General features: G+C 66.5%; 15 protein-coding genes. 5 read left to right on the top strand and 10 right to left on the bottom strand.

Annotated elements, in window-relative coordinates; all coding sequences use genetic code 11:
• Positions 1–71 precede the first annotated feature (71 nt).
• Positions 72–962: a LysR substrate-binding domain-containing protein gene (locus AC07U1_RS06815; RefSeq protein ID WP_056342464.1), complete on the top strand. Its 891-nt coding sequence runs from the start codon at positions 72–74 to the stop codon at positions 960–962.
• A gap of 4 nt (positions 963–966) precedes the next feature.
• Here the strand turns inward: AC07U1_RS06815 and AC07U1_RS06820 are convergent, their stop codons facing one another.
• Together AC07U1_RS06820 and AC07U1_RS06825 are read right to left on the bottom strand one after the other, a co-directional pair.
• A complete protein-coding gene (locus AC07U1_RS06820; protein ID WP_162248525.1) occupies positions 967–1398 on the bottom strand; it encodes a DUF3592 domain-containing protein in 432 nt (143 codons plus the stop codon).
• A 44-nt stretch (positions 1399–1442) separates the two neighbouring features.
• Positions 1443–2447, bottom strand: coding sequence for a MipA/OmpV family protein (locus tag AC07U1_RS06825; protein WP_495177047.1), 1005 nt, complete (start codon positions 2445–2447; stop codon positions 1443–1445).
• A gap of 223 nt (positions 2448–2670) precedes the next feature.
• Here AC07U1_RS06825 and AC07U1_RS06830 point away from each other — a divergent pair, with 223 nt between their 5' ends.
• Positions 2671–2922, top strand: coding sequence for a hypothetical protein (locus AC07U1_RS06830; protein ID WP_495177046.1), 252 nt, complete (start codon positions 2671–2673; stop codon positions 2920–2922).
• 105 nt (positions 2923–3027) lie between these two features.
• On the opposite strand, the gene AC07U1_RS06835 is transcribed toward AC07U1_RS06830, so the two are convergent.
• Positions 3028–3975: a hypothetical protein gene (locus AC07U1_RS06835; protein WP_495177045.1), complete on the bottom strand. Its 948-nt coding sequence runs from the start codon at positions 3973–3975 to the stop codon at positions 3028–3030.
• A gap of 175 nt (positions 3976–4150) precedes the next feature.
• On the opposite strand from AC07U1_RS06835, the gene dxs reads away from it, so the two are divergent.
• Genes dxs through AC07U1_RS06850 form a run of 3 tightly spaced genes read left to right on the top strand, consistent with a single transcriptional unit; the run spans position 4151 to position 7169 of the window.
• Positions 4151–6079 carry a 1-deoxy-D-xylulose-5-phosphate synthase gene (gene dxs / locus AC07U1_RS06840; RefSeq protein WP_187139647.1) on the top strand — a complete coding sequence of 643 codons (1929 nt, stop codon included), beginning with the start codon at positions 4151–4153 and terminating at the stop codon, positions 6077–6079.
• Entirely contained in the window at positions 6076–6504 is a 429-nt protein-coding gene (locus tag AC07U1_RS06845; protein WP_187139646.1) for a hypothetical protein, read from the top strand. The genes dxs and AC07U1_RS06845 overlap by 4 nt, the downstream gene beginning before the upstream one ends.
• Positions 6501–7169 carry a hypothetical protein gene (locus tag AC07U1_RS06850; RefSeq protein WP_495177044.1) on the top strand — a complete coding sequence of 223 codons (669 nt, stop codon included), beginning with the start codon at positions 6501–6503 and terminating at the stop codon, positions 7167–7169. Before AC07U1_RS06845 ends, AC07U1_RS06850 begins: the two co-directional genes overlap by 4 nt.
• 192 nt (positions 7170–7361) lie before the next feature.
• Here AC07U1_RS06850 and AC07U1_RS06855 read toward each other — a convergent pair whose 3' ends face one another.
• From AC07U1_RS06855 to AC07U1_RS06885, 7 genes are all read right to left on the bottom strand, one after another.
• A complete protein-coding gene (locus AC07U1_RS06855; protein ID WP_187139644.1) occupies positions 7362–7781 on the bottom strand; it encodes a DUF3035 domain-containing protein in 420 nt (139 codons plus the stop codon).
• A 26-nt stretch (positions 7782–7807) separates the two neighbouring features.
• A complete protein-coding gene (gene lspA, locus AC07U1_RS06860; protein WP_187139643.1) occupies positions 7808–8329 on the bottom strand; it encodes a signal peptidase II in 522 nt (173 codons plus the stop codon).
• Positions 8330–8332: 3 nt separating this feature from the next.
• A complete protein-coding gene (gene ileS, locus AC07U1_RS06865; RefSeq protein ID WP_495177043.1) occupies positions 8333–11332 on the bottom strand; it encodes an isoleucine--tRNA ligase in 3000 nt (999 codons plus the stop codon).
• A 246-nt stretch (positions 11333–11578) separates the two neighbouring features.
• Entirely contained in the window at positions 11579–12508 is a 930-nt protein-coding gene (locus AC07U1_RS06870) for a bifunctional riboflavin kinase/FAD synthetase (RefSeq protein WP_495177042.1), read from the bottom strand.
• Positions 12505–13707, bottom strand: a complete 1203-nt coding sequence (locus tag AC07U1_RS06875) for a dipeptidase (RefSeq protein WP_492737677.1) — start codon at positions 13705–13707, stop codon at positions 12505–12507. The genes AC07U1_RS06870 and AC07U1_RS06875 overlap by 4 nt, the downstream gene beginning before the upstream one ends.
• Positions 13707–14201, bottom strand: coding sequence for a dihydrofolate reductase (locus AC07U1_RS06880; protein ID WP_492737676.1), 495 nt, complete (start codon positions 14199–14201; stop codon positions 13707–13709). Before AC07U1_RS06880 ends, AC07U1_RS06875 begins: the two co-directional genes overlap by 1 nt.
• Entirely contained in the window at positions 14198–15271 is a 1074-nt protein-coding gene (locus tag AC07U1_RS06885) for a 5-(carboxyamino)imidazole ribonucleotide synthase (RefSeq protein ID WP_495177041.1), read from the bottom strand. The genes AC07U1_RS06880 and AC07U1_RS06885 overlap by 4 nt, the downstream gene beginning before the upstream one ends.
• Positions 15272–15275 lie beyond the last annotated feature (4 nt).

Raw genomic sequence — 15275 nt, forward strand, 5'->3', positions numbered from 1 at the left:
TCTAGGTCGTTGCCTGAATGGCGATAATCGGCGAAGATTGCAGAACTTCATTCCGGAAAATGGAATAATCGATGGACCGCTTGCTGACGCTGGAGATGTTCGTCGCCGTCGCGGGCGAGGGCGGCTTCGCCGCCGCGGCGCGCAAGCTGGGCCATTCGCCGCCCGCGGTGACGCGCGGCATCGCCGCGCTCGAGGACAGGCTGGGGACGAGCCTGTTCCACCGCTCGACCCGCGCGGTGGTGCTGACCGACGCCGGCGCGGCGTTTCTCGGCGAAGCGCGGCGCATCCTCGGCGACCTCGCGGGCGCCGAGCGCGCGGTGCGCGGTGCGGCGGCCGAACCGCGCGGCCAGCTGTACCTGACCGCGCCGGTGATGTTCGGGCGGCTGCATATGCTGCCGGTGGTGAGTGCCCTGCTCGCCGAACATGATGCGCTGACCGCGCGGATGATGCTGGTCGACCGCAACGTCCGGATCGTCGAGGAGGGGATCGACGTCGCGCTGCGCATCGGGCCGCTCGCCGATTCGGCGCTGAAAGCGGTGCGCATCGGCGCGGTGCGGCAGATGCTGGTCGCGAGCCCCGCCTATCTCGCGCGGCAGGGCGCCCCGGCGGTGGTCGGCGACCTCGCCGATCACGCGCTGATCGCGATGGACGGGCCGCGCGCAGGGGGCGAATGGCAGTTCGCCGGCACGCGGCTGAAGCTCGAGGCGCGGCCACGGCTGGTGGTCAACACGGTCGACGGCGCGATGGCGGCGGCCGAAGCGGGGGTGGGGATCGCGAACCTGCTGAGTTACCAGGTGATGGACGCGGTCGACGCCGGGCGGCTGATATCCTTGCTCGCCGGTGATCAGCCGCCCGCGCTGCCCGTCCACCTGCTGTTCGAACCGTCGCGCGCCGCGCTGCCGTCGGTGCGGCTGTTCGTCGCGGCGATGAAGGCGCGGCTGCGGATGGCGGGGCTGGCCTGACGCGTCAGCCGATCATCGTGAAGGCGATCCAAACCCCGCCGACCAGCGCGAACAGCGAGCCGAGGCCGACAAACAGGCCGATGAAGCAGCCGTTGCGCATCGGCGCCCATATCATGACGTCATGGGGATCGTCGGGGTTGTAGCGGACGCGCATGATGCTGCCGACCGCTTTGGGGTGGTTGGTCGACAGGCTGTCGGGAATTTGTTTCGTGACGCCCGCGAGCCGATATTCGATCGTCGCGGTGTGCATCAGCGTGCGGTCGCCGTCGCTGTCGCTGCTCCAATGGCTGTCATGGCCGACGATCCGGCCCTCGACCTCGTGCCAGCGGCGGCCGCGCATTTCCTTTTTGGCCATGGCGAGGCCGATGCTCGCGAACAGCAGGCCGATCCCCGCGAAGAACCACGGGATCAGGCGCAATATCTGGTCTTCTGCCACTTCGCTTCCCCCCGGAACGAAGATGGGGACGGACGGGTCCCCGTCTAGAATTGATAGGCGAGGCCGATGCCGCCGAGCCACTGGTCGGCGCTGCCCGCGTCGGCGACGATCGGCGAATCGGCGTAGCGGCCGAGCATCCGGCCATATTGGGCGCCGCCGATCAGCACGAAGCCTTTGCGCAAATCGCCCGACAGGCCATAGGCGCCCGCGAGGCCGATCGTATATTTGCCCGCGGTGACCTTGTTCCCCGCGCCGGTATAGACGGGCAGGCCGCTCGCGGCGCTGCCGACCGGGTCGACGTCGAAATAATAGCGGCCAAAACCCTTGCCATAGATGTTCACCGACGCCGACATGCCGATGAAGGCCCGTTTCGACAGCGGGGTGCCATAATCGATGGTCGGCGAGACGACCCAGCTGCCGTGCTTGCCCGAAATGTCGGCGAGCCCGACGACGCGGAAACCGACCTGGTCGTAACCGCTGGTGACGATGCCGGTGTGGGTGACGCCCGCCGACAGGCCGAGTTCGACCGCCATCTTCTTTTCGCCGAGCGCCTCGACCTGGGCATCCTTGATGCGGCCGGTGCGGTCGCTGCGCAGGTTGATGATCGGGCCGAATTTCAGGTCGGTCTTTTGCCCGCGCTTCTGGCGGATCAGGTCGACCTGCAAATTGGTGCCGCGGGTCGAGAAGGAAAAGCCGCTGAGCCGGCCGCGCACGTAGAAGGCGGGCAGGACGACGCGGTCGTCGGAGCCGTTGTAACTCGGCGCGGTGATCACCCCGCCGGCGACCGAAATATAGTCGCGCGACCATTTGCGGTCGCTGTCGTCGCCTTCGGGCGAGGCGGCGGGGAGCAGAATCGCCTCGTCGATGTCGCGGTCCTGCAGATAGGCGGTGGGCGTGGTGCGGGGCGCCGGGCGGCCGGGCGCGATCTCGGCGCTCAGGCCTGCGAGGTCATAGCCGAGCGCGGGGCCGTCCATCGCCTGGGCAGGGGCGGCGCCGCAAAGCAGCAGCGCCGGAAGCGCAAGGCGGGGGAGAAAGGCGGGCATCGGCATAAAGCGTTAGGTTCCTATGGTCTTGCCCCTCGTGCAGGGGGTGTATGCGAAGGATGGGGGCTTGGAAAGACAGAGACTTGCCGACGGGGGATTTAGTTCCCATGCAGCGTGTCATGGCCTGCAATCATTACAATCCCGCGCCCGATGTTGCGCGGCGCGACATAGGCGCCGACGCCATGGCTGTCCCGTTGTTCCGTCGTGACGTCACCGAAAGAACATGGGCATGAGCCGGATCCCGCGGTTCGTCGGCTATGCGCTGATGGCTGGCGCCGCCGGGCTTGCGCTGCTCGAGCGGCGCGGCATGGTCGCCAGCGTCGGGCCGCTGCCGGTCATCGCGGTCGTGCTGTTGCTCGGTATGGTCGGGGTGATGCTGGTGTTCACCGACCTGATGGTGCGTGGGCTCTATGCGCAGGTCGACGTCGCGAAACGGGCGGGGCCGCCGGCTGATGGCGCCGAGGACACCGACGCCAAATAGGATGCAGGGCAGGACCGCCCTCTCTGGGGAATGGCGGTCTTTTGGCAGCCGCGCAGCGGCTGACGGAGGGGCCGACGCGGTCAGGCGGCGTACAGCGTCGCCGGGTCAGTTCGGCGCCGGGCAGCGCGAGCGGTCGCCCTTGTTGCAGGCGTCGATGTCCGCATTGGCCTTGGCGACGCGCGCGACCTCGGCCTGGTGCGCGGCGACGGCGGCGCGATAGTCGGCCTGCTGCTTTTCATAATCGGCCTGTTTCTTGTTGAAGTCGGCCTGTTTGCGTTCGAAATCGGCGACCTTTTCGGCCTGGATACGCCGCGCCTCGGTGTCGGCCTTGAGCCAGGCGGCGGCGGCGGCATTCTGCTCTTCGTTGAGATGGCCCGTTTCGGACGGGGGAATGTCGACGGCCACCGGGCCGACGGGTTTTGCCGGTGTCGCAGCGACCGGTTTCGTGGCCGCAGGGGCCGGCCTGGCGGTCGAACCGCCGCGGCTTGCCATATGCTGGCCGCGCAGCCGGTCCGACTGGCCGGCGTCGCAACTGCTCGGCTGCTTGCCGTTCCAGTTGTTGCAGCCGTTGACGAAGGTCACCGGCTGGTCGGGGTCGAGTTCGTCATATTCGTCGGCGTCGACGTCATAATAGGCGTTATAGCCGACCGGGCCGTTCAGCACGCCGCGGTCGGCGGTGCCGATGAAGCGTTTGGAGAAAAAGTCGCCGGTCTCGTCGAGGTCGATGTAGAGCGTGCCGGGTCCGCTGATCAGCCCGTCGGCGTTGCAGCCGCCCTTCCATTCGATCAGCGCCACGCCGCCGGACCCGTAACGTTCCTTGACGGTTTTCGTCCCCGCCGCGTCGAGCCCCATCGCACCGTGATTGACGATCATCATGCACTGGCCGGCGCCGTTTTTGACCTTTTTCAGCGACCAGCTGGCGCCGGCATAGGGGCCGGCAAAGGCATCGTCGGCGCCGCTCTGCGCCACGGCGATCACCGGCGTCAGGAGCAGCGCCGCCGCCGCGGCGCCGGCCGCGCCGATCATCGAAACCCGTGTCTTTCCCGTCGTCATGTCCCGATCCTTTTCGCCGCGCCGCGTCGGCGGATGCTGCCGCAAATCTGAGGCGATCGGCGCGCGAAATGCAACTCGAAACAATTTGGTGCGCCCCGCGTGCGCGGTGGACGGAGGCCCCCGGCGCGCGCCCTTTTCGTTCGACACTATCGGCACTTGCCAGTATGACCGGGCGATGACCGATCGCCCGCAAACACCGCTGCTCGACACGGTGGATGTCCCCGCCGACCTCCGCAAGCTGAAGCCCGAAGACCTCCGCCAGTTCGCCGACGAACTGCGCGCCGAGATGATTTCGGCGGTCGGGACGACGGGCGGGCATCTGGGCTCGGGGCTTGGCGTCGTCGAGCTGACCACCGCGCTCCATTATGTGTTCGAGACGCCGCGCGACAAGATCGTCTGGGACGTCGGCCACCAATGCTATCCGCACAAGATCATCACCGGGCGCCGCGATCGCATCCGCACCCTGCGCACCGGCGGCGGGTTGTCGGGCTTCACCAAGCGTAGCGAGAGCGAGTATGACCCGTTCGGCGCCGCGCATAGCTCGACCTCGATCAGTGCCGCGCTCGGCTTTGCGATCGCCAACAAGCTGAAGGATCAGCCGGGCCGCGCGATCGCGGTGATCGGCGACGGGTCGATGTCGGCGGGCATGGCCTATGAGGCGATGAACAACGCCGCCGCGGCGGGCAACCGGCTGATCGTCATCCTCAACGACAACGACATGTCGATCGCGCCGCCGGTTGGGGGGCTCAGCGCGTACCTCGCCAAGCTGGTATCGTCGCGGCCGTTCGTCGAGCTGCGCGAGATCGCGCGGCGCTTTGCGCGCAAGCTGCCCGAGCCGCTGCACAAGGCGGCGAAGAAGACCGACGAATATGCGCGCGGCATGGCGATGGGCGGGACGCTGTTCGAGGAACTCGGCTTTTATTATGTCGGGCCGATCGACGGTCACAATCTCGACCATCTGATCCCGGTGCTGGAGAATGTGCGCGACAGCGACCATGGCCCGGTGCTGATCCATGCGGTGACGGTGAAGGGCAAGGGCTATGCCCCTGCCGAGGCCGCTGCCGACAAATATCATGGCGTCCAGAAATTCGACGTGATCACCGGCGAGCAGGCGAAGGCGCCGCCGGGACCGCCGGCGTATCAGAATGTGTTCGGCGAAACGCTGGCGAAGCTCGCCGACACCGACCCGCGCATCGTCGCGATCACCGCGGCGATGCCGTCGGGCACGGGGGTCGATAAATTCGCCAAGGCGCATCCGACCCGGACCTTCGACGTCGGCATCGCCGAACAGCATGCGGTGACCTTTGCCGCCGGATTGGCGGCGCAGGGGATGCGGCCGTTCTGCGCCATCTATTCGACCTTCCTCCAGCGCGCTTATGATCAGGTCGTCCATGACGTCGCGATCCAGAATTTGCCGGTGCGTTTCGCGATCGATCGCGCGGGGCTGGTCGGCGCCGACGGATCGACCCATGCGGGGTCGTTCGACGTCACCTATCTGGCGACCTTGCCCAATTTTGTCGTGATGGCGGCGGCCGACGAGGCCGAACTGGTCCATATGACCTATACCGCCGCCGAATATGACGATGGGCCGATCGCGTTCCGCTATCCGCGCGGCAATGGCACCGGGGTGGCGTTGCCCGAAGTTCCCCAAAAGCTGGAGATCGGCAAGGGGCGCGTCGTGCGCAGTGGCAAGACCGTCGCGATTCTGTCGCTCGGCACAAGGCTCGCCGAGGCGCTGAAGGCGGCGGACACGCTCGAAGCGCGCGGGCTGTCGACCAGCGTCATCGACCTGCGCTTCGCCAAGCCGCTCGACGAGGAACTGATCCGCAAGACGCTCGCGAACCATGAGGTGTGCGTGACGATCGAAGAGAATAGTGTCGGCGGGCTCGGCGCGCATGTGCTGACGCTGGCGAGCGACGAGGGGCTGATCGACGCGGGGCTGAAGCTGCGCACGATGCGTCTGCCCGACGCCTTCCAGGACCAGGATTCGCCCGACAAACAATATGACGCGGCGGGGCTGAACGCGCCGCAGATCGTCGACACGGTGCTGAAGGCGCTGCGCCACAACAGCGCGGGCGTCGAGGAGGCGGGGGTCCGGGCTTGAGCGGCTGGTGGTTCGCCGCCGGCTGCGTCGCCCTGTTCCTGATCTATTCGCTCATCGCCGCGCGCCGTGACAAACGGCAGGCGGCGGCGCTGGCGGCCCGGCGCGACAATGTCGGGCGCGAACGGTTCATTGCCATGCTGGCCGGCGATTGCGAGCGCGACGTGGCGGAGTTCCTCTGGGACGAGTTGCTGCCCGAATGGGCCTATTGGCCGGTGGGGCTGACCCCGCATCCCGACGACGATTTCCTCAAAGACCTGCCGATCGACGATGAGGAGCCGCAGGACTGGCTCGAGCATTATTGCAACAGCCGCGGCCTCGACTGGAAACGCTGGGCGAATTGGGACCGGAGCCAGCCGACAACGGTCCGCAATTTCGCGCGCTGGCTTTCCAAAGGGCAAGCGTCGCCGGTCGAGGATGCCGCATGAACTTCTTCAACCTCCTGCAATCGCTCGACGAGCTTCTGTACGAGGTGATGTCGTGGCTGGTCTTCTATCCGGTCACCCTGTGGCGGGTGCTCGTGCACCCGCTCAAGATGATGGATTATTCGGACGTCGAGCAGGGCGATGTGTCCGACCAGCAATATACCGACACGCTGAGCCCGCCGCTGTTCCTGCTGCTATCGCTGATCATCGTCCACGCCGCCGAGATCGCGCTGGTCGGCAACGACGCGGTGGTGGCGAGCAAGGTCGGGCTGTCGGCGCTGGTCAGCACGAATACCGACCTGATCCTCCTGCGCATCGTGCTGTACAGCCTGTTCCCGGTGATGATGGCGACGCGGATGGTGCGCGCGCAGGGGCTGCAGGTCGATCGCGCCACGCTGCGCGCCCCCTTTTACAGCCAATGCTATGTCGCCGCGGTACTCGCGATGATGCTGGGAACCGCGGTGATCCTGATCAAGCAGGGCCATGACTGGTCGGTGCTCGCGGGCGGCGCGCTGGCGCTGTTCGGGCTTTTGTGGTTCGGTTTCCTGCAGACCGCCTGGTTCAACCAGCATCTGGTGTGCGGGCGTCTGAAAGCCTTCGGCCATGCCTCGCGCGCGATGGTCGAAAGCCTGGCCGCGATGTTCATCCTGTCGAGCCTGTTCAGCTGATCGATACCGGATTTTCTTCGTGCCTTTGTGTGAGATTTCGAGGGGCGCGCTGCTGTTCGGGTGAGCCGAAAGGCCGGCTCGATTTTAGTTTCGCGCAGAGGCGCAGAGTCCGCAGAGAAAAGGGGATGAAAAAGGGCGGCTAAAGCCGCCCAATTCCTATCTCTGCGTTCTCTGCGCGAAAATCTTGGAGCCTTACGCTCCCGGAATCGCCGCCTGCGCGTCGCGGCCGTCGCCTTCGGGCGAGACGAGGATGTCGCGGGTGACGAGACCCTTGTCGACGACCTCGGTGGTCGGGCTGCCGACCTGGCTGCGGATGCCGGGGTCGGCGCGGGCGCCGTCGGCGCTGCCGATGACGGCGCTTTCGGTCGTGCTGCGCGGGGCGGGGCCGCCGAAAAGGGTGCGGAGCGTCTGTTCGGCGGTGGTTTCGCCGCCGGGACGTGCCGCGCCCGGCGCGGGCGGGACGAGCGAATAGTCGGGCGGCACGATCAGCGGTGCCTGGCGCGACACGCGCATTTCGTCGGGACGGTCGCGGCTGAACAGATTGTTCGACCCGCAGGCCGACAGCGTCGATGCGGCCAGGGCGGCGGCAAGAATGGCGGTGGTCCGGTTCACTTGAAAATCACTCCTGTACGCCCCGTTTAATCGGCGGCGGGCTGGTCGCCCGCCTTCGGGGCCTTTTCGCCCAAGAGCAGCGCGCGCGCAACCAGCAAAAGCACCCCGATGGTGATGCAGGCATCGGCGACGTTGAAGATGAGGAAGGGGCGGAAATCGCCGAAATGCAGGTCGGCGAAGTCGACGACATAGCCGAAGCGGACGCGGTCGACGATATTGCCGAGCGCGCCGCCGAAGATCAGCGCGAGCGCGAAGACGTCTCCTCGCGCCTTTTCGCGGGTCATCCAGATCAACACCGCGCTGGCCACCGCGGCGGTGACCGCGACGAGGATCCAGCGCATCGTCTCGCCCCCGTCGGCGAACAAAGACAGCGAGATGCCGGTATTTTCCGCCCAGGTCAGGCGGAAGATCGGCAAGATGTCGATCACGCGCTTCGCCTCGAGCGAGAGCGGGGTGATGACGATCCACTTGCTGATCTGGTCGAGCAGGAAGGCGACGGCGGCGATGATCAGGCCGAACTTCAGGTGCGGCGAACGGGTGCTGGACATGGCTTAGCTCAATACCGTGTCGCAGCGATTGCACAAGGCGCCGTCCTCGACGACCTCGGGCAGGTGGCGCCAGCAGCGGCCGCATTTATGGTCGGTGGTGGGGGTGACCGTCACTGTGTCGCCGCCATAGGTGACCGCGGCGGTGATGGCGATTTCGGCCATGGCTTCGGCGCTCAGATTCGGCACCTCGGGCATCGAGACCCGTGCTTCGAGACTGGAGCGGACGATTTTTTCGCGGCGCAGCGGTTCGATCGCTTCGGTCACCGTGCGGCGTGCTTCGCGGATATCGAGCCACCATCCGTCGCGATCGTCATCGTACCAGCTGTCGGCGATTTCCGGCCATTCGAGCAGGTGGACGCTGCCGCCGTCGGGGTAGCGCGTGCCCCACACTTCTTCGGCGGTGAACACGAGTACCGGCGCGGCGTAGCGGACGAGCGCGTGGAACAGGATGTCGAGCACGCTGCGATAGGCGCGGCGCGTGTCGGTGCCGAGCGGCGCCGCGGGGCCGAGGTCGCAGTAGAGGACGTCCTTGCGGATGTCGAAATAGAAGGCCGACAGATCCTCGTTGCAAAAGTCGGTCAGCAACCGCGTGTATGTGTTGAAGTCGAAATCATCGACCGCCTGCTTGAGCTGGCTATCCAGCATCGACAGCCGGCTGAGGATGTGCCGTTCCAACTCGGGCAAGGATGCGTAGTTTTTGAGCTCTTCCTCCTCGCTGAACCCGTCGAGCGCGCCGAGCAGGTAGCGGAAGGTGTTGCGCAGCTTGCGATACTGGTCGGCGACGCCCTTGAGGATTTCGTCGCCGATGCGGTGGTCCTCGGTGAAATCGACCGACAGTGCCCACAGGCGGATGATGTCGGCGCCGTTGGTCTGCATCACCTTGACCGGATCGGTGGTGTTGCCGACCGATTTCGACTGTTTGAGGCCCTTGCTGTCCATCGTGAAGCCGTGGGTGAGCACCGCCTTGTACGGCGCCTGCCCGCGCGTGCCGCAGCTTTCGAGCAGCGACGACTGGAACCAGCCGCGATGCTGGTCGCTGCCCTCGAGATAGAGGTCGGCGCTGTGAGTGCCGCCGTCGTGGCGGACGAGCGCGGGCCAGCGGCCGCTTTCGAGTACGAAGGCGTGGGTGCAGCCCGAATCGAACCAGACGTCGAGAATGTCGACGATGCGTTCGTAATCGGCGGCGTCATAGGCGTCGCCCAGATACTCCTGCGCACGCGCGTCGCTCCATGCGTCGACGCCGCCCGCCTTCACCGCCGCGATGATGCGGTCGTTGACTTGCGGGTCGTTGAGATAGTGGCCGGTCTTGCGGTCGACGAAGAGCGTGATCGGCACGCCCCAAGCGCGCTGGCGCGACAGCACCCAGTCGGGGCGGTCCTTGACCATCGACCCGATGCGGTTGCGGCCCTTTTCGGGGACGAAGCGCGTGTCGTCGATCGCCTGCATCGCGGCCTGCCGCAGCGTTGGCGCGGCGCACAGGTCCTCCTCGGCGGGGTTGATCGCGCCGCCTTCGGATTCCCAGCGCTGTTCGCGCGGCGCCTTGGGTTCGATATGCGTCATCACCCGGTCCATCGGCACGAACCATTGCGGGGTGCAGCGATAGATGACCTTCGCCTTCGAGCGCCAGCTGTGCGGGTAGCTATGCTGGTAATCGGCGCTGGCGGCAAGGAGGCCACCGGATTCGCGCAGGTCGGTGCAGATCGGGCCGTCGGGGGCGTTGAACTTGGGGTTGATGACGCTGCCCTGGCCGCCGAGCCAGCCCCAATCCTCACGATATTTGCCGTCGCCCTCGACCGCGAACACGGGGTCGATGCCGTTCGCCTTGCACAGGTCGAAATCATCCTCGCCATGGTCGGGCGACATATGGACGAGCCCGGTGCCGCTGTCGGTGGTGACGAAATCGCCCGCGAGGAAGGGCCGCGGGCGCGCGAAGAAGCCGCCGAGCGCGTGCATCGGATGGCGCGCGACGGTGCCGGCGAGGTCGGCGCCGCGTACGTTGCAGAAGCCGCCATCGAGCACGGACGTTTCGAAAAGGAAATCGTCAAACTCAACAATCGGATCTTCCGCGGGCCAGTCAGCCGCAGACGGCAGCATTCGAACGTGGCGCTCGATGCGCGCGCGAAATGCCTCGTAGAGTTCTTTCGCGATGAGAACCCGTTTGCCATTCAAATGGGGCGCGTCGACGTGAGCGGTGATCTCATAAAGACAATATTCGACCTCCGGCCCATAGGCCAAGGCCTGGTTGACCGGGATCGTCCACGGCGTGGTCGTCCAGATCACCGCATAAGCGCCGACCAGCTCGGGAACCGGGCTCTCAACAATCTCGAACGCGACGTCGATCTGGGTCGAGACGATATCCTCATATTCGACCTCGGCCTCGGCGAGCGCGGTCTTTTCGACCGGCGACCACATCACCGGCTTGGCGCCGCGATAGAGCATGTCGTTGGCGGCGAATTTGAGCAGCTCGCGCACGATGGTGGCTTCGGCCTCATAATCCATCGTGAGGTAGGGATGGTCCCAGTCGCCGCCGATGCCGAGGCGCTTCAGCTGCTCGCGCTGGGTATCGACCCAATGCTGCGCATAGGCGCGGCATTCGGCGCGGAATTCCTCGACCGGAACCTCGTCCTTGTTGAGCTTTTTCTTGCGATATTGCTCTTCGACCTTCCACTCGATCGGCAGGCCGTGGCAGTCCCAGCCGGGGACGTAAGGCGCGTCCTTGCCCTTCAGCGTCTGGGTGCGGACGACCATGTCCTTGAGGATATGGTTGAGCGCATGGCCGATGTGCATGTCGCCATTGGCGTAGGGCGGGCCGTCGTGGAGGATGAACTGGTCGCGGCCCTTGCGGCTTTCGCGAATCTGGCCTTCCAGATTGCCCTCGACCCATTTCGCCAGAATCAGCGGTTCCTTCTGCGGCAGGCCGGCCTTCATCGGGAAGTCGGTCTTGGGCAAGAAGACGGTGTCGCGATAGTCGCGGGTTTCGGCGGTGGGCGTGCTGTCGGTCATGGGGGCGGCGCTTAGCGCAGATTCGCGTGGGAGCAAAGACAATGGGCGCTGGCATCTTGAGGAAGAAGGGGTTCACGCGAAGACGCGAAGACGCGAAAGAAAAAGTTTCGCGCAGAGAGCGCAGAGAGCGCAGAGAAATAGCGAGAAAGGGCGGCGAAGCCGCCAATCATTCTTCTTCGCGCCTTCGCGGCTTCGCTTGAACCGTTTTTCTCTGCGTCCTCTGCGTCTCTGCGCGCATTGTCTGCCTTAGAGGTGCGCGAGCAGGTCCCGCGCCGCGTCGCAATCCGCCGCGATCTGCGCCATCAGCGCGTCCATGCCGTCGAATTTCGCTTCCGGACGGAGGAAGGCGTGGAAGGCGACGTCGATTTCCTGGCCGTACAGGTCTTCGGCGAAATCGAAGAAATGCGGTTCGAGCAGCTCCTTCGGCGGGTCGAAGCTGGGGCGGATGCCGAGGTTCGCGGCGCCTTTCAGCACGCGGCCGTCGGGCAGCCGCCCGGTGACGGCGTAGATGCCGTAGCGCGGGCGGAGATAAGACCCCATGTCGATATTGGCGGTCGGGAAGCCAAGCAGGCGGCCGTTCTTGTCGCCGTGCTGGACGATTCCGCGCACTATGAACGGCCGGGTGAGCAGGCGCGCGGCGGTGGCGCAATCGCCCGCGTGCAGCGCGTCGCGGATACGGCTCGACGAGATGACCTCGTCGGCGTCGTCGACCGGCGAGACCATTTCGGTGAAGAAGCCAAGGCGGCGGGCGTGGTCGGCAAGCGTCACGACATCGCCGCCGCGGCCCTTGCCGAAGACGAAGTCGGCGCCGGTGACCACGCCCTTGGCGCCATAGCGGTCGAGTAAGAGCTCGGTGATGAAATCCTCCGCCGTCGTGCCCGCGAGCGCGGCGTCGAAGGGCAGCACGAGCATCGCCTCGGCGCCCGCCTCGGCGAACAATTCCTGCCGCTGATCGAGCGCGGTGAGGCGGAAGGGAGCGGCGTCGGGTTTGAAGAAGCGCACCGGATGCGGGTCGAAGGTCGCGACGATCGCCGGGCGGCCCTCGTCCTGCGCATGGCGGACGGCGCGGCCGACGACCGCCTGATGCCCGGCGTGGAAGCCGTCGAAATTGCCGAGCGCGATGACGCCGCCGCGCAAATCGCCCTCGATCCGCTGGTGGCCGTCGAGGCGGATCATAGCGCGGGCGGGGTGAGCGGGACGAGTCCCGCGCTGAGTACGCGGATCGCGTTGCCGCCCATCGCGGCGCGAATTTCGTCGTCGGTGAAGCCCGCGTCGATCAGCGCCTGCGTCACCTGGACGAGGTGCGAGGTGTCGAAGCGGACGGTGGTCGCGCCGTCATAGTCGCTGCCGAGCGCGACATATTGGATGCCGACGAGGTCGCGGACATGCTTCATCGCCTTCGCGATGCTCGCGGGCGAGGTGTCGCAGACGGCGGCGTCCCAATAGCCGATGCCGATCAGCCCGCCGGTCGCCGCGACGCCGCGGATCTGCGCGTCGTCGAGATTGCGGTTGACCTGGCACGTCGCCTGCACCCCGCCATGGCTGGAGACGACCGGGCGGCGCGCCATTTTGAGGATGTCGGCGACGCACGCCTTGCTGCAATGCGCGACATCGACGATCATGCCCTTGGCTTCCATCGCCGTGACGACCCGGCGCCCGAACGCGGTCAGCCCGCCCTTCTTGAGCCCGTGCATCGACCCCGCGAGGTCGTTGTCGAAGAAATGGGTGAGCCCCGCCATGCGGAAACCCGCGGCGTAGAGCTTGTCGAGATTGGCGATGTCGCCTTCGAGGACATGCAGCCCCTCGACGCTGAGCATGACGCCCCGGCCGGTCGGATGGTCGGGGATCACCTCCTTGTTCAGCCCGTCGAGGCCGCCGGGCGCGGTCACGAGATACCATGGCGGGCGATTGCCGATCGCCTCCTGTTGCTCGGCCAGCGCGCGTTTCAGCTTTTCCGAATGCCAGAGCGAGCGCTCGAGCAGCGAATTCCACGTCCGCACCGGCTGGAGCTGCGCGATGACGAGGCCGGTGATATTGTCGGTGTCGGCGCCATTGGCGTCGTAATTCTGGCCCTTGGGCGATTTGGTGGTGCTCGCCAGGACCTGCAGCGCGACATTGCCCTCTTCGAGCCGAGGAAAATCCATATGGCCACGATCCGCGCGGTCGAGGATGCTGCGTTTCCACAGCAAGGTGTCGCTGTGCAGGTCGACGATCGTCAGCGTCTGGTGCAGCGTCTTGGCGCGTTCGCTGACGACTGGCAGCGGTTTGCCGTCGATCTTGTTCATGCCGCGCTCGAGAATGCCGGGGGCGAGGGCGAAGAAAGCGAGCGCGGCGAGCGCGACGACGAGCAATAGGCCGGTAAGCCAGCGACGCATCAGCGCTTCCTCGTGAAGGTGACGAAACTATAGGCGGGGCGGCCCGCGTCGTCGGCGGGATGATTTTCGCGCGCCGCTTCGTGCCAGTCGGCGGGGTCGGGATAGGGGATGCTCGCGTCGCCCGACGGTTCGAGCGCGACTTCGGTGAGCTCGATGCGGTCGGCGAGGGGCAGGAACATCGCATGGATTTCGGCGCCGCCGATCACCATCACCTGCGGCGCGTTGGCGCTGCGCAGCGCCGCCTCGACCGATGCGACGGGTTCGGCGCCGTCCTCCTGCCAGTCGGGGTCGCGGGTGAGGACGATGTGGCGGCGGCCCTCGAGAATCGCGGGCAGGCTGTCGAAGGTCTTGCGCCCCATGATCATCGGGCGGCCCATGGTGAGCTGCTTGAAGCGGCGGAGATCGGCGGGCAGGTGCCAGGGCATCTTGCCATCGGCGCCGATGACGCCGTTCGTCGCGCGCGCGACGATCAGGGTGATTTCGGGGTGGTTCATGCGGGTTCCGTGCCGACCCAGGTCGCGTGGCCGAGCTTGCGCCCGGCGCGGACTTCGGCCTTGCCATAATGGTGGAGGTGGCAGCCGGGTTCGGCGAGCAAGGCGGGCGCGTCGTTTATGCCGGCGCCGATCAGATTGCGCATGACGACGGGCAGCCGCGGGCTGGCGGTGTCGCCGAGCGGCAGCCCGGCGATCGCGCGGATGTGGTTTTCGAACTGGCTCGTCACCGCGCCCTCGATGGTCCAATGGCCGCTGTTGTGGACGCGCGGCGCCATCTCGTTGAAGACCGGGCCCTTGTCGGTCGCGAAAAACTCGCCGGTGAGGACCCCGACATAATCGAGTTCGGCGGCGATCGCCGCCATCAGGTCGCGGGCTTCGGCCTGCTGGTCGAGGACGATCGGTGGCGGCGGCACGGTCGAGGTGGCGAGGATGCCGTCCTCATGGACATTGACCGGGCTGTCCCAGAAGCGTGTTTCGCCATCGATGCCGCGCACCATCAGCACCGAAAATTCATGGTCGAAGGCGACGAAGCCTTCGAGCACCGCGGCGTGACGGTCGATCGCGTCCCACGCGGCGTCGGCGTCTTCGGGGGTGGCGAGGCGCGCCTGACCCTTGCCGTCATAGCCCATGCGCACGGTCTTGAGGATCGCGGGGGTGCCGATCGCGGCGACCGCGGTATCGAGCGCGGCGCGGTCGGGGGCCGCCGCGAAGGGGGCGGGGCGGCCGCCAAGGCCCGCGACGAAGTTTTTCTCGATCAGCCGGTCCTGCGCGATTTCGAGCGCGTCGGCGCCGGCGCGCACCGCGACATGGCCCGACAGGAACCGCAGCGTGTCGACCGGGACATTTTCGAATTCGAAGGTGACGACGTCGCAATGCGCCGCGAAGGCGGCGAGGCGCGATTCGTCGTCCCACGCGGCTTGCGTGTGCTGCGCCGCGACCTGTGCGGCGACGCTTTCGGCGTCGGGGGCATAGATATGCGTCTTGTAGCCGAGCTGCGCGGCGGCGACGGCGAGCATGCGGCCGAGCTGGCCGCCGCCCAATATGCCGATGGTCGAACCGGGTGGCAGCAAGCGC

Source organism: Sphingopyxis sp. GW821-FHT02C12 (assembly GCF_059421785.1).

Excerpts from the sequence above, each read along its gene's own strand:
- AC07U1_RS06815 (WP_056342464.1), top strand. The coding sequence starts at position 72 with ATGGACCGCTTGCTGACGCTGGAGATGTTCGTCGCCGTCGCGGGCGAG.
- AC07U1_RS06825 (WP_495177047.1), bottom strand. The coding sequence starts at position 2,447 with ATGCCGATGCCCGCCTTTCTCCCCCGCCTTGCGCTTCCGGCGCTGCTG.
- AC07U1_RS06830 (WP_495177046.1), top strand. The coding sequence starts at position 2,671 with ATGAGCCGGATCCCGCGGTTCGTCGGCTATGCGCTGATGGCTGGCGCC.
- AC07U1_RS06835 (WP_495177045.1), bottom strand. The coding sequence starts at position 3,975 with ATGACGACGGGAAAGACACGGGTTTCGATGATCGGCGCGGCCGGCGCC.
- dxs (WP_187139647.1), top strand. The coding sequence starts at position 4,151 with ATGACCGATCGCCCGCAAACACCGCTGCTCGACACGGTGGATGTCCCC.
- AC07U1_RS06850 (WP_495177044.1), top strand. The coding sequence starts at position 6,501 with ATGAACTTCTTCAACCTCCTGCAATCGCTCGACGAGCTTCTGTACGAG.
- lspA (WP_187139643.1), bottom strand. The coding sequence starts at position 8,329 with ATGTCCAGCACCCGTTCGCCGCACCTGAAGTTCGGCCTGATCATCGCC.
- ileS (WP_495177043.1), bottom strand. The coding sequence starts at position 11,332 with ATGACCGACAGCACGCCCACCGCCGAAACCCGCGACTATCGCGACACC.
- AC07U1_RS06870 (WP_495177042.1), bottom strand. The coding sequence starts at position 12,508 with ATGATCCGCCTCGACGGCCACCAGCGGATCGAGGGCGATTTGCGCGGC.
- AC07U1_RS06875 (WP_492737677.1), bottom strand. The coding sequence starts at position 13,707 with ATGCGTCGCTGGCTTACCGGCCTATTGCTCGTCGTCGCGCTCGCCGCG.
- AC07U1_RS06880 (WP_492737676.1), bottom strand. The coding sequence starts at position 14,201 with ATGAACCACCCCGAAATCACCCTGATCGTCGCGCGCGCGACGAACGGC.